Source organism: Vibrio diazotrophicus (assembly GCF_038452265.1).
Taxonomy (GTDB): Bacteria; Pseudomonadota; Gammaproteobacteria; order Enterobacterales; family Vibrionaceae; genus Vibrio; species Vibrio diazotrophicus.
The window spans coordinates 1,383,991-1,398,171 of the sequence record NZ_CP151843.1 but is presented as its reverse complement, the minus strand read 5'-3'; the positions used below and the strand labels follow the sequence as shown (position 1 = coordinate 1,398,171).

13 protein-coding genes are annotated in these 14,181 nt (G+C 44.7%); 6 read left to right on the top strand and 7 right to left on the bottom strand.

Annotation, left to right across the window (positions count from 1 at the left end; genetic code table 11):
- Nucleotides 1–152: 152 nt before the first annotated feature.
- Nucleotides 153–614 (bottom strand): TetR family transcriptional regulator, encoded by a 462-nt coding sequence (locus tag AAGA51_RS21585; protein WP_042479636.1) that lies wholly within the window; start codon nt 612–614, stop codon nt 153–155.
- Between the two features lie 405 nt (nt 615–1,019).
- On the opposite strand from AAGA51_RS21585, the gene AAGA51_RS21580 reads away from it, so the two are divergent.
- Both AAGA51_RS21580 and AAGA51_RS21575 read left to right on the top strand, forming a co-directional pair.
- Entirely contained in the window at nt 1,020–1,322 is a 303-nt protein-coding gene (locus AAGA51_RS21580; RefSeq protein WP_042479635.1) for a YfcZ/YiiS family protein, read from the top strand.
- A gap of 126 nt (nt 1,323–1,448) precedes the next feature.
- Nucleotides 1,449–2,063: a hypothetical protein gene (locus AAGA51_RS21575; protein ID WP_042479633.1), complete on the top strand. Its 615-nt coding sequence runs from the start codon at nt 1,449–1,451 to the stop codon at nt 2,061–2,063.
- 69 nt (nt 2,064–2,132) lie between these two features.
- On the opposite strand, the gene AAGA51_RS21570 is transcribed toward AAGA51_RS21575, so the two are convergent.
- A complete protein-coding gene (locus tag AAGA51_RS21570) occupies nt 2,133–3,236 on the bottom strand; it encodes a 1-acyl-sn-glycerol-3-phosphate acyltransferase (RefSeq protein ID WP_042479631.1) in 1,104 nt (367 codons plus the stop codon).
- Between the two features lie 245 nt (nt 3,237–3,481).
- Here AAGA51_RS21570 and AAGA51_RS21565 point away from each other — a divergent pair, with 245 nt between their 5' ends.
- On the top strand, nt 3,482–4,090 hold the full coding sequence (locus tag AAGA51_RS21565) for a hypothetical protein (RefSeq protein WP_042479629.1): 609 nt from the start codon (nt 3,482–3,484) through the stop codon (nt 4,088–4,090).
- 65 nt (nt 4,091–4,155) lie between these two features.
- Here AAGA51_RS21565 and AAGA51_RS21560 read toward each other — a convergent pair whose 3' ends face one another.
- On the bottom strand, nt 4,156–5,976 hold the full coding sequence (locus AAGA51_RS21560) for a hybrid-cluster NAD(P)-dependent oxidoreductase (protein ID WP_042479628.1): 1,821 nt from the start codon (nt 5,974–5,976) through the stop codon (nt 4,156–4,158).
- Between the two features lie 282 nt (nt 5,977–6,258).
- Here AAGA51_RS21560 and pyrC point away from each other — a divergent pair, with 282 nt between their 5' ends.
- Nucleotides 6,259–7,287: a dihydroorotase gene (pyrC, locus tag AAGA51_RS21555; protein WP_042479627.1), complete on the top strand. Its 1,029-nt coding sequence runs from the start codon at nt 6,259–6,261 to the stop codon at nt 7,285–7,287.
- An 82-nt stretch (nt 7,288–7,369) separates the two neighbouring features.
- Here pyrC and AAGA51_RS21550 read toward each other — a convergent pair whose 3' ends face one another.
- The 4 genes from AAGA51_RS21550 to AAGA51_RS21535 are packed head-to-tail and all read right to left on the bottom strand — an operon-like array spanning nt 7,370 to nt 11,447.
- Nucleotides 7,370–8,284: a L,D-transpeptidase family protein gene (locus tag AAGA51_RS21550; protein WP_042479915.1), complete on the bottom strand. Its 915-nt coding sequence runs from the start codon at nt 8,282–8,284 to the stop codon at nt 7,370–7,372.
- Nucleotides 8,274–9,701, bottom strand: coding sequence for a deoxyribodipyrimidine photo-lyase (gene phrB / locus AAGA51_RS21545; protein WP_042479626.1), 1,428 nt, complete (start codon nt 9,699–9,701; stop codon nt 8,274–8,276). The genes AAGA51_RS21550 and phrB overlap by 11 nt, the downstream gene beginning before the upstream one ends.
- Entirely contained in the window at nt 9,701–10,504 is an 804-nt protein-coding gene (locus tag AAGA51_RS21540) for a MerR family transcriptional regulator (RefSeq protein WP_042479625.1), read from the bottom strand. Before AAGA51_RS21540 ends, phrB begins: the two co-directional genes overlap by 1 nt.
- Nucleotides 10,494–11,447, bottom strand: a complete 954-nt coding sequence (locus tag AAGA51_RS21535; RefSeq protein ID WP_042479623.1) for a YbgA family protein — start codon at nt 11,445–11,447, stop codon at nt 10,494–10,496. The genes AAGA51_RS21540 and AAGA51_RS21535 overlap by 11 nt, the downstream gene beginning before the upstream one ends.
- 329 nt (nt 11,448–11,776) lie before the next feature.
- On the opposite strand from AAGA51_RS21535, the gene deoD reads away from it, so the two are divergent.
- Together deoD and AAGA51_RS21525 are read left to right on the top strand one after the other, a co-directional pair.
- Complete coding sequence (deoD, locus tag AAGA51_RS21530) at nt 11,777–12,487, top strand: purine-nucleoside phosphorylase (protein WP_042479622.1); 711 nt, start codon at nt 11,777–11,779, stop codon at nt 12,485–12,487.
- 68 nt (nt 12,488–12,555) lie between these two features.
- Nucleotides 12,556–14,025, top strand: a complete 1,470-nt coding sequence (locus AAGA51_RS21525) for a lactate dehydrogenase (RefSeq protein WP_042479620.1) — start codon at nt 12,556–12,558, stop codon at nt 14,023–14,025.
- Nucleotides 14,026–14,181: the final 156 nt, after the last annotated feature.

The window sequence follows — 14,181 nt, the reverse complement described above, 5'->3', positions numbered from 1 at the left end:
TTCCAACCCTATACATTAGCACGCACTAATTCAGGGATAGATGCACTCACAATGCACCATATTGGTTAGCCCATCTGAACCTTAGGCGCATGAAAAAGGGTTTGCGAATGCAAACCCTTAAAAATCTGTAACTCTTACTGGTCTCTAAGTAATTACTTACTCATTTCAATAAGTGATTTACCAATCAGCCACTCAACCTGTTTATCACTGCCTTCGCCTAACTTTTCGCGAGCCAGTTTGTATAAACGCCCTACACCTCTGTAGGAAAACTCTTCGGCTTTATCTGCAGCCACAATATGGTGGAAAAACAAACGCAAAATAGCTAAAAACTCTGAATTATCTAGCGCCTTAATCCATGAGCTTGAGAAAGACTCAACGCCATGGTCTAAATCCAAATGTGCTACAAACAAATTAAAAATTTGGCCATCAAGCGCAAGAACAAAGTCTGTTTTTTTCGGGAAATGGTGGCTGATGCCTGTTCTGGATACACCCGTTTGTTGACTTAATGTGGTGTATGACATTTTGTCATAGCCTAATCTTAACAGTTGGTCGACAACAGCATTCATGATTGTTTGAATGGTCACTTCTGTATCTTCTTTACTACGCTTCGGCATATTAATAGCTCTTTGTATACAAACTCATCAAAAAATAAAATGAATCAAATGCCGCTGAAATAGTTCAACAGCCAACTCATCTTTGTAAGAAAATATCTTTTCATTCAAATTGAATGAATAAAATATCCTTTAAAAATTCATTTCAATATGGGAAAAGTCCATTCACGCCCTTATCTCCATGTAAGAATAATCTTACAAACAGTAAGGTATGACAATGCATCAAACGGTGTAATGACAAAAAAACGTCACCGTAACGCCTAATTTTCGACTATTATCACACTCCTATTTCTGTTACCTGCGTCAACAATATCAACCCGTGTTCATACATTTTTGCATTATCATTTATCTGGAACACCTACTAATACAGGGTTAGAATGTCCTTAAATTTTGTAAGAGGATTTTGAGATGAGTAACGAAAGCTGTGAAGTAAACCAAGTTTGTGAAGCTTGTGGTTGTTCTGCTGAAATGGGCTTTTTTATCAAGGAGGGTGATGAAGTTGCAGAAGTGACTATTTTCGCACCTAATCAAGACCAACTAAAAAGCGAATTAGACAAGTATATTGCTCTGGCAAAAGAAGTGTGTGCAGCGGTGGAATTCGAATCAACACCTATCGATGAGAGCACAACTGAGTTGAATGCACGTTTCAAATTTGAAGTGAGCGCAGAGAAGCTCATCTTCGAACTTAAATCGCGTTCGCTGATGCGATAATCTCCCTTCAAAAGCGAGCACCCAGCTCGCTTTTGTGATCTTCCCCCTGTGATTTTGTTCTTCATTGAAGACAATGCCACTCATGCCGATACTATCGTTAATACTGTTACGAGATTTAGGAAGAACATGTCTTTTTCAACTTGGCGTTTATCTGCTTGGACGCTATGCATGGCTTTATGCTCATTACCTCTGAATGCTGCACCTCTCGACCAGTACCGCATACTTAATCATCTGGATAATTACGGTAACCTTGATTTGCGGAACAAACCTTACACTAGCTTACCTGACGGATTAGAGGTTAAAGGCAATCTCAACATCGCAAAAACGTCGATCACATCACTGCCAAAAGGCTTAACCGTAATGGGAAGTTTAGATGCGTCAAATAGCCAACTTGAACGCATTCAACGTGGCACAAAGATCCGTGGTTATGCGAATTTTCTCGGTTCACAAATCAAAATCTGGCCTGCGCGAATTCAAGTAGGCGGGTTCCTTAATTTTACCGATACACCGCTAGAACAACTGCCAGCAGCGATGACAGTTAAAGGAGATTTGAGCGTTGCCAGGACACCATTAACTGAACTCCCCGACGGAATTGTGATTGAAGGCAGCCTTTATATTGGCGGATCAAAAATCGTTACATTCCCAGATACGATGACGGTGAAAGGCAACATCTACCTAGGCGGTAATGTCATTACAAAATGGCCGAAAAATTTAACCTTAGGCGGAGCCGTTGCACGCTAAGCCGAGCACCAAAGCCAGAAACAAAAAAGAGAAGCCAAATCGCTTCTCTTTTTTGTTTCTGTTTATTCGCTATTGATTACGCACTGGGTTTGCGTAGCTATCAAGCAGGTACTGATGAGCGTTCAGTGGAAGCTGTGACAGCTTTTGTTCCAATTTCGCTTTTACCGCAGGTGTAATGTCTGCATCTTCACGTCCAGCAGCTAACAAGTTGATTGGATATAACTTGTAGTTAGCGTGGATTTGACGGTCAATCTCTTGTGCAAGTTCTTCCGGCGTTTCGTAAGTCTCAGTGATCACGTTGCCAAATGCGACATGAACTCGACCTTTGTCACCGATGATGCCCTGAATGATACTTTCGATATCTTCAAACTCGCCTTTTTCGTATTTACCATGCGTTGCTTTTTCATAAAGCTCGCGCGCCTTGGCGATATCACAAGGATCGTTTTCATAAGAAATTGAAACCGGCACAATTCTTAGCGATTTAATGTACTCAGAAAACTCAACCTTCTGTTTACGACCTTCGACGTTAAACATTTTTAAGATCGCAGGATCGGTAAAATCGTTACCGTCTTTAGCGCGACCTTCTTTTTGAGCAATCCAAATTGAGTGCCCAGTATCCAAAGAGTGCTTGATATAGCCAGACAAAGTACCCAGAGCTTTCATCATTTCACGTGGAGCTTTGGCTGAGCGCTTAACGATAAAGCTTTTGTTCAATCGCATCAGTTCTGTTGCACAAGGCTTCTTCAGTAAGTTATCGCCAATCGCAATACGAACTGTACGGTGCCCTGACTCATACAAACCGTAGTTAACCAACGCAGGATCCATCGCGATATCACGGTGATTAGACACAAACAGGTAAGCAGTATTCTTATCCAGTTTGTTCAAGCCACTGTAAGTCACACCTTTGGTGGTGTGCTCCAACGTTTTTTCTAAATACTTTTTCACTTCTAGCTGAATGGCATCAACCGAAGTCAGCTTTGCCCACTTAAACTTAAGGTAAGCTTTTACGAATGGGCCCATCATCGTTTTTAGCCATGAAGGTTGACGCTCAAAACGATGATCGAGAATCGCTGTGATAAATTCTTCATCATTAATTAGACGTTCGATGGCTGCGGGAATTTCTTCGTCGTTATAGGGACGAATCTCTTGATACGGGTCGGTGGTTGAAGTCATATTCTCGTACATCAAATAAAAAACTGGCTTATTCTACGCGCACTCGCATTAGCTCGCAGCTATCATAAGCACATAAATTACAAGGTCAGACCAGAAAATCAAAAATAAGTTTCTGTCTGTTTTCCTTCTATCTCCTAACTGATAGGCATTGCGGTTAGGCCGCAGCTAAGAGATCCACAACTCGATATTTGGCTTTTGAGTGGATAAACGTTAATCTTAGCGCCCTTAATTTTATGAGGCCTTGTATGAACTACGCTATTCAATCTGAAACCTGCTTATTTCCATATTTGGAAGTCACACCGCGTAAGCGCGCAACAAAGCATAGTTTAGTCAAGGTTAACAATGGCCTTGCTCTATTCAAATTGGGCAAACAAGAATACGCCATTGAAGCAGGACAAGCGATTTGGATCCCTATCGAATGTTTATGCTCCCTCACCTTTTTGCCAAATACTCACATCACTCGAGTCGATTTTTCAGTTCGTCTGCGAGATGAGTTTCCTCATCAATCTGGATTCATCACACTGACAGAATTAAGTTCGGCGCTGCTTAGTCGCATACAGTCGACCAATACAGGTGACGAAGTGTACCCGCATTTGTTGCAAGTACTCAAAGATGAAGTCAAAAAACTTGAGCCAAAGCTTGTAGAAAATGGCTTAAGCCAACAGTTTGCTCGCTGGCAGCCAAATCAGCAGGGAACCGTCAACAAAGAACATCATGTTGCTTTACTCGTAAGAGAAGCCATGAAGCGTAAGCTTTCCGGCATAAAAACCCAGATAGTGATTGATGAACTGTTTTCAGGCAATGCCGTGCAGTTCGAACAAATGTGCCAGTTAGTGCTTGGCAAATCTCTTTAAAAGAAGATAAAAAAACAGCCAGCTAATAATAGTTGGCTGTTTTTCTATAAGGCGAAGAAAAGCGCCTAGTTGACCACTTCAATATCCGTTTCTGGTACACAGCAACACGCTAAAGCCATTCCCATATTACGTTCGTGCTCTTGCAATGCCGGAACATCTGGCTGATGAACTTTGCCCGATTCAACCTTCACTTTACAGGCACCGCAGAATCCGGCGCGACAACTGTTTGCAATAGGAACGCCCGCGGCTTCAGCTTGCTCTAACAGGGTGCTTTGGTTATTTCCTTCAAACAGGGTGCCGTTAACACTTAACTGTAAAGTTTTAAATTCTCTGACGGTTTGCTGCGCTACGCCAAAGGCTTCTTGGTGGTAAGCATTTTCAGCCACACCCAGCTTAAGCAGCAAGTTCTTGGCTTTTTGCATAAACCCATCAGGGCCACATACAAACACTTGGCGTGAAGCAACATCTTTCACCTGTTTGAGGTGTGACAGAGATAAACGTCCTTTCAAACCAAACCAGTCAACAGGTGGTTGGGAGAGAGAAATAAACACCTTCAGTTCAGGATGAGCAAGTTCTAGTTGCTCCAGCTCTTCGCGACATGGAATGTCTTCAACAGAACGACATTGATGATAGAACACCACATCTCGCATCTGCTGGTTATCCGCCAGATAACGCAGCATAGACAGCATAGGCGTCACGCCGCTTCCCGCAGAAAGTAGCAACAGTGGCTGATTATGATGTTCAGAGGTTAAATGAAAACTGCCGTCAGGTGTCTGGGTTGTTAATGTGTCACCAACTTGCAGGTTATCAAGCAACCAGTTCGAGACACGGCCGCCATCAATACGCTTAATAGAAATTGCCAGCCGTCCCGGACGAGAAGGGCTTGAAGACAAAGTATAAAAGCGACCAATGTTTTCACCATCGACAACAATCTCAATTGGCAAATGTTGACCAGGCTGGTAATTCGGCAACACGCCGTGTTGCGGCTCCAGCCAGAAAGTCACAAAATCGCGAGCAATTTCTTCACGCTCGACACAAGTCATCAGGTAGTGACGCTGCCCTAAATCTGGGTAGTACTCTTTCTCTTTGTATTCTAGAACTTCTATCTTGTCTCCCGCGTGAATCATACCTTCATTTCTGGCAACAAGATTCTGGCCGAAGAATACGCCACCGCGCTCGTTAGCACGAAACTGGGAAAGGGTACGCAGAGGTTCTTTGGTTGGACGATATTGACCTTTTTCGAGATCCACCGTCGTCATAATGCAGCGTTCACAAGGCTTTAGAGCCTCAAATTCCACCTCACCAATGCGGATGCGCTTCCAACCATCTTCCGCAAATGGTTCAGTGCCTGATACAACAAGATTGGTGCGGAACTGATCCATGCTGTGATGTTCAGGACTGCGACGGTTCAACTCATCCAGCGAGCCTTGGCTAATAATCAATAGCGGGTAACCGTCCGCAAAGCTGACGTTATGGCCGAACTTCTCACGAACACGATTGGACTGTTGACCAGAGAACAACAGCTCAACACGCTGCCCCATAATCTCACTGAACCAGTCGTCTGCTTCATCTGTTGTGGTATACGCAATAAAGCTGTCATCCCAAACCGTTGCTGGTGACTCCTGCATTTTAAAGTCGGCATAACGAATCGTCAGTGGCGATTTACCCTGTGCGCTAAAAATCAGGCCATCTGGCATCAGACTAGATCGAATCTTGACCATTTGCGGGTATTTACGGGCTGTCACCATACTGCCATCAGCGAGTGCCAGCATAAATCGTCGGTCAAACATCAACCCTTGTTTCTCAACCCATGCGGTAGATAAAGAGAGTCCACCCACCGATTTCACTGGATACACATTGATTTGAGAAAGTACCGCTGACGACATGACACACATCCTTACGTATGGTTAAACAAAATAAATATCCGAGCCACCTAGGCGTCTCGCTTCCAGTGATCACAGAACAGGGCTATGAATGACACAAATACGCTATCGTTTCAATCTATTAGGCGCGAGAAACTGCTGTAAACAAACAGAACTGACAAATTAAAAGATGAAATGAGAAGCCAATTACTCTATCATCCTGTCGCCTAAACGGAAGCGTTTGCGTAACGCAAAATTTCTTTTTAGGCTCCAATCATTCCAATGACTTCATGGTGGGAGCAATTCATGACAACACTTACGATCACTCGTCCTGACGACTGGCACGTTCACCTTCGCGATGGCGAAGTTCTTACTGATACTGTGCGTGATATCAGCCGTTACAACGGACGCGCGCTTATTATGCCAAACACAGTCCCACCCGTGACCAATACCGAAATGGCGCTTGCTTACCGTGATCGCATCATGGCGCAAAATCCAAGTGCTACGTTCCAACCTTTGATGTCTTTGTATTTAACCGATAGCACCTCAGCTGATGATATTCGCCAAGCGAAAGCGTCTGGTGCTGTAGTTGCAGCAAAACTCTACCCAGCGGGTGCAACGACCAACTCTGACTCGGGTGTGACTAACGCGAAAAACATTTACCCAGTTCTGCAAGCAATGCAAGAAGAAGGTATGTTGCTGCTGGTTCACGGCGAAGTGACCACTCACGAAGTCGACATTTTTGACCGTGAAAAGACCTTCTTAGAAACCGTTCTTGCGCCAATCGTGAATGATTTCCCGAACCTTAAAATCGTTCTGGAACACATTACAACTGCAGAAGCGGTTAACTTTGTAAAGAACGCTTCAGACAACGTGGCAGCAACCATTACCGCTCACCACTTGCTGTTTAACCGCAACCACATGTTGGTTGGCGGTATTCGCCCTCACCTGTTCTGTCTGCCAATTTTGAAACGTGCAACTCACCAACACGCGCTTGTCGCAGCAGCAACGTCTGGCAACAAGAAGTTTTTCCTAGGAACAGACTCAGCGCCTCACGCTAAAGGCAAGAAAGAAGCGGCTTGTGGTTGTGCGGGTTCATACACTGCTCACGCGGCACTGGAACTGTACGCCGAAGTGTTCGAGCAAGAAGGTAAACTTGAGAATCTGGAAGCATTCGCCAGCCACAATGGTCCAGACTTCTACGGTGTTCCACGCAACACAGACACTGTGACTCTAACCAAAGCGTCATGGGAAGTTCCTGCAAGCATGCCTTTTGGCGGCGAAACTGTGGTTCCAATTCGCGCTGGAGAAGCAATTCAGTGGCAAGTTGCTTAACTTAACACTGCTCTGCTTGAATGAAAAAGCCGCCTTGTTAGGCGGCTTTTTCGTATGCTTTCGCTATTTTAGCGAACTGAGCTTAATCAAACTCTGGAGCAACCACTTCGACCGGCACTCCGTTTTGCGCCAGTATCACCGCTTTTGCTTTCACTTCCGACTTATCAAACTCATCCAGCCACCATTTTAGCTCTACTGGTAACACGAGATCTTTCTTGCTGCCATCGCTGCGAGTCAGTGGTTCGTGCGCTTCAACGAAAACACTTCTGTCAGGTTCCAATGCCACTTTGACTGGTTCATCAATGATGCGAACCTTTTCGCCTCGCTCAACCTGATTGAACAACCACTCGATATCTTTCGGCTCCATACGGATACAGCCAGAACTTACACGCAAACCAATACCAAAATCTTTATTGGTACCATGGATCAGGTAGTCACCATTACCAAAGGCAAGGCGAAGCGCGTATTCACCTAGTGGATTCTCAGGACCTGAAGGGACAACTTTTGGCAGTTCAATGCCTTTTTGCAGATATTCTTTTCGGATAGAGTCCGGTGGAGTCCAAGTTGGATTTGGCCGTTTCTGGCTGATCTTGGTTTCCATTTCAGGCGTATCACGTCCGATTCGACCGATACCTACAGGAAAAATATGTACCTTTCTCTCTTCAGGCTTGAAGTAGTAAAGACGCAGTTCAGCAAGATTCACCACGATGCCTTCATAAGGCACCATGGGCAAAATGATTTGCGACGGAATGGTCAGTACATAACCTTCTTGTGGAAGGAAAGGGTCAACGCCTTTATTCGCAGCCATCAAGCCTAAAAAACCGATGTCATACTGCTTGGCGATTTGCGCTAATGTTTCGCCTTTTTCAATCACATGGTATTGGGCATTTCCCACTATGCTGCTTCCTTCCATCGGAAAGTCATAAGTAGCTGCAAACACCTTTGTCATAAAACTGGACGCCACTATGCAACCAATGACCAATAACTTACGCAACATGTACATCTTTATCCCTTGCCTGCTTATACATGTCTAAGGTTACTTCTCTTTCCGCTTTATGATCAACTATTGGAGAAGGATATAACACCGAGTTTACACCCGCCGATAACCAAGGGGCATGAATATATTTGTCAGGCACCGAACTCAACTCCGGAATCCAGTGGCGAATGAATGCTCCACTTTCATCAAATTTTTCACCTTGGGTGATCGGATTGAAAATTCGAAAATACGGCTGACCATCACACCCTGTTGATGCACACCACTGCCAGCCGCCATTGTTTGCCGCGTAGTCACCATCAATAAGCTTGCTCATAAAATAGTGTTCGCCCCAACGCCAGTCGATATGCAGATCTTTGGTCAGAAAGCTGGCAACGATCATTCGTAAGCGGTTATGCATCCACCCTGTTTGATTCAGTTGTCTCATGGCCGCATCCACAATTGGGTAGCCCGTTTCTCCCCGACACCAACGTTCAAAATGGTCATGCTCCTGCCACCATTTCACATAACGCCCCCAGTAGAGGAAATCTTTTCCTTTGCACAACTTAGGCTCAAAAGTAAGTAAGTGCTGATAAAACTCACGCCATATCAACTCACTCAGCCATGTTTGAGCGCCTTGAGACAAAAAGCCCATTTTGGATTCAGCGTAAAGCCTTGCCATACATTGCCTTGCCGACAACGCACCTATCGCTAAGTATGGCGATAAACTGCTGGTGCCATCTATGGCAGGGAAATCTCGTTGCTCGTGGTAACTGTCCATACGCTCTTGGCAGAATGATCTCAGTTGAGATCGAATCGACTCAAAATCGACGTCCCAGCCAGAGCTGTCTTCTCTTGGATAACTGAATAACTGCTGTTGGTTCCAAACCAAAGGTTGCACTGCTTTCGCTAACGCTGCTTTGGCTGCACTTTGGGTAGCAGAAATGATGGGTACGCCAGCAACAGCAAGCCAAGCCTTTTTAAAAGGCGTAAATACCTTGAAATATTGGCCTTGTTTATTGAGCAGACTGCCTGCGGGGATGATGCATTTGTCGTGATACGACTGCCATCCGATACCTTGTTGCGCTAATGCGGATTGAGCTTGTTTATCTCGCGCCTGCTCATTCACTTCGTAATCTTGATTGACCAAGACTTCGTTCGCTTCACACAGCTTCGCTATCTCAACAATACTGTTTGCCGATTGCTCAAAATCGCTCACTTCCTTATAAAGCAGCGGAATATTAAGCGCTTTAAGCTCTTGTTGCAGAGCGCTCAGGCGACGATAGATAAGATCAGCCTGACGGGGAGCCATATGGTGTTGATGCCATTGCTCAGGCGTGGCGATAAAGACAGCGGTGACAGGTTCTCCGCTCGCAATTGCGCTGTTAAGAGCCGTATTATCAACGGCTCTTAAATCTCGGCGTAACCAAACAAGTTTCACTAATCCAGTCCATTGAGTGTTTGCAGCACGTCAGACAGATAGCATTGATCGTTAAATTGCTTACGCAGCTTAGCTATCGCAGTCATCTGAGCGTCTGCCAATGATTTATGAGAGAACAATGCCAATGCACTGTATGATTCAACGGCTTCACTACCTACCAGCCCTGAGACATCATCGACACCATCAAGAAATGTCACATTGTAGCCCTTCTCAGACCATGTAACCGCCCAAAGCCAGGCCAGCAAGCTACCCACCGGATCATAACTGACACATAAGCATTTACCTTTGTGAGCCGCTTTGTTTTCTGCTTCCAGAATCGATGAAAGCTTATTGATCATCAGAGATTGAAACAGACCTTTTTGCAGAGAGCGCAAAGGGCCTTTCACTCGCTCTAAAGCATCAATCACCGGAAACGCAAACTGGCTCTCAACAATATCTAACGGATACTCTTTCATTACCGTGGCAATAATGTTTTCTGACTTGCCACGATTCAGCTGAGAGAGCGCCGTAAGTAATTGCTCACACTCTTCAAGCTGTACTCGAGTCTCCTGCTGTAAATCATCAGTAGGAACGCCGCCCTTTAGTAACTCGCTGACTTTGCCTATGGATACGCCTTTTGCCAGCCATCCCTGAATCTCTTTAATGCTATCGATATTTTCTTGGTTAAATAAACGATGGCCTTTTTCCGTTCTTTGCGGCTGAACCAAATTGTATCGGCGTTGCCAAGCTCTTAGTGTTACAGGCTTAACACCGGTTAATTCTGCTACTTCACGAATAGCGTATAGCTTTTGTTCATAAGCCATAGCGTAACTTTAACTCCTGTGGATATGGGTCCAGATAGCGCTGCTGCATCAGGTAAGAATCTGGATATAACGTCAAATAGTGCTTAATCAGGGTAATTGGCGCGAGCAGCGGCAACATACCCTTTCGGTAATCATGAATAACTTCTGAGAGTTCTTTTTTCTGAGACTTATCAAGTGAACGTTTAAAGTAGCCCTGAAGGTGCATCAATACGTTAGTGTGATTCTTTCTGCTGGCTCTGATTTTCAAAGCTTGCATCAAACCTAAACGATACAACTCAATAAATTCGTCGGGCGCGTAGTTTGCCACATTTGCCACTAACCGTCCCAGCTCACGATAAGAGGTTGGGTGATGAGCCATCAAAGTAAGCTTATAGCGAGAGTGGAATGCCACGACTTTGCCCGCAGTAGGCTCTTTGCCCAGCGTTTGGTAGAAATCATGCAGGCAATAAACACGTGTAATAAAGTTTTCCTTTAACACCGCATCATTGAGCCTTCCGTCTTCTTCCACCGGAAGCCAAGGCATTTTTTCCATCAACATTTGTGTGTAAAGCCCAACACCACTCTTTTCTGCTTCATGGGACTTGTACACTTTGACTTTTTCCATACCGCAAGAAGGCGATTTTGCACACACGATGTAGCCGCACAAATGCATATCCATCAGTTGGTTTATTTTCTGCTCAGAATATTGCAGTAAACCCGCGGTGTGGTCTTTGGTTGGATCTTTAGTTTCAACCAGAGAAATACGTTCATCATTAGAGATTAAGCGTATTGGTGGGCGAGGCACCGGTAACCCCATCCCTACTTCTGGGCAAACGGGAACAAACTCGAAATAGGGCGCGAGTTCTTTATTAACAAATTGACTGGCTTTATGACCGGAATCAAAACGAACGTTCTGACCAAGAACACAAGCACTAATGCCCAACAAAATAGGTGAATCAGCCATATCAGCGCCCTCTTCTCTCAAGTGAATAACAACAATTATACAAAAGAAAACTTTGTACAAGTTATAGCACATTTAAAACTAGTTATACAATTTTAAAATTCGTACAAATAAAGCCAACGTTTTCCTGTATCGATTGCTCTATCAATTTCAACACTTTTCGTTATCAACCGTTAGACGATGCATCACACTCGCTTTTTTTGTGACCAAAATCGCAAGAAACCCAGTTATTACTCACTAATATTGCGCCAACAGACAAATCCTCAGTCAACAGAATTAGTAATTTGACATACAATACTGTTTAACTGGCTGAACATTTTTGGAGAACAATTATGGCAACCCCACACATTAACGCACAACCTGGTGATTTCGCTGAAACAGTCCTGATGCCAGGTGACCCGCTTCGTGCAAAATTCATCGCGGATACTTACCTTGAAGACGTGAAGCAAGTGTGTGACGTACGTAATATGTTCGGCTACACCGGCACATATAAAGGCAAAAAAGTTTCTGTAATGGGTCACGGTATGGGTATTCCGTCATGCTGTATCTACGTTCACGAACTGATTGCTGAATACGGTGTGAAAAACGTAATTCGTGTAGGTAGCTGTGGTGCTGTACGTGACGACGTTAAACTGATGGACGTGGTTATCGGTATGGGCGCATCCACTGACTCTAAAGTTAACCGTATCCGTTTTAGCAACCATGACTTTGCTGCAATCGCTGATTTCGATCTTCTAGAAGCGGCTGTTGCTCAAGCTCGTGCTCAAAATGTATCGGTTAAAGTAGGTAATATTTTCTCTGCAGACCTTTTCTACACTCCAGAGCCAGAAATTTTCGAGAAGATGAAAAAACTAGGCATCCTAGGTGTTGATATGGAAGCTGCAGGTATTTACGGTGTGGCTGCGGATTTGGGCGCTCGCGCTCTGACCATCCTGACCGTATCAGACCATATCCTACGTGGTGAAAAACTCAGTGCAGAAGAGCGTCAGAAATCTTTCCATGAAATGATGCAAGTAGCACTTGAAACAGCTATCACCATGTAATTCAAAATTTACTTTAGGGTTGCCGAGTAGCGCGCTTGGCACCCTTCCAAATTACCGAGGGGGAGATCGTGTCGACCGACCAATTACCTGCGGACGCTGATGGCTTGCAGCTCAACTTTTGTAAAACATTGGCGTGTGACAACTTTGGTTTGAGTGATGCAGAACGGTATGTTTTGCAACGCGCAAATCCTAAGCGTCCAACGATGGTTTGTCGTGAGTGCGGTGCTTTCCCCCCCTTACTTAATAACAAAGAAGTCCTCAACGAACTGGTTCGTTTACGTCAGCTTCACAGTGACGGCTTACCCGCCTGTCGTAATCTAGAATGTGAAAACGCTGGGCTTTCTGTCCATACACACAAACATCTCTATCATGCCTTCGGCTACAGTGGCGATCGTCAGCGCTATCGCTGCAAATCTTGTCACTCTACTTTTGTCGATAAATGGTCTGGTGCGAACAAAAAACTTTTATTCCAAGAAACCTTATTCGGGTTACTTTTCATGGGTTATTCAGTACGAGAAATCTGCCGCAAACTGAGCATCAACCCGAAAACCTTTTACGATCATATTGAACATATCGCCAGTCGCTGCCGAAGAAAACTCGCCATGATCGACGCGCGTTGGGTTAACCACGCCAGCAGTTTTCAGTTCTCCTCTCATTACATGGCTCTGCAACCTAAAAGCAATAATGGCGTGCTTTGGATAGCAACAGGAGAAGCGAACACAGGGTATATTCTTTGCCAGCACGTGAACTATTCAGCAAAAGAAGAACCTATTGGCTCGGTGGATCACAATCCCTATGAATTTCCAGCTCGATTCGTTTCAAGAGACCACTCTTCGGAAGCTAACGTTCCACAACCTGAGCCTTCACCTATATTGAGAGAGCGTATAGATCAGCAATATCAAACGATACTGGCTCGCGGCAATGTTGAAGATCCAATGGGCAATCTTTCCACCTTTAACTACCCGTCAAAAGGCGCTTTGATTCGTCCACCCTATACCTCGTATGCGCATTACCTGCATGTCTTGGACATGTGCGATATGGACAAACACGTATCCATATTCATGCCTCAGGATCCGATTCTGCGCTCAGCAGCTTTGAGTGTTTGCCTATCAAGAATCCGACGTCAAAACGTTGACTTGATGTACGTAGAGGAAGACGACAACTGGCAAGAAGCCCAATCTTTTGACAAAGTCGATATTGTCCTAATGGGCTGGTGGCGAGACAGATGGGCAATCGCTCATCAAGATAAAGGTTCCAAAGGAATCTGCTATCTTGCGGGGGCGAATCCAGAGCCAGAAGCTTGGTTGCAAAAGGCTTCAATAAAACAGACTGAGTTTTATCAGCAACGTTTTCAGCTGCTGTTTGAGTCTTTTATCAACGAGCCTAGACGCAAGTTACGTCCCGGAGGGCTACAGCCTTTACTCGATATTTACCGCGCTTGGCATAATCTATGCTACCAAGATAAACATGGAAACACTGCTGCACAAAACCTAGGATTAACTCAGAAGCCTTTGACGTTAAAAGAGCTCTTGTCCTGAATGTTTAGTCGTGGAGTGTGAGGAAGCACAAATTTATACACGAGCAAAATCATAAACATTTCCGATCTGCCGCCTAATTGGTGCTAAATGGCACTGATATTTAAACGACGCGCATTGCGGGACAAGTGGCAACACATTGAAAGATGTCATGTGAGT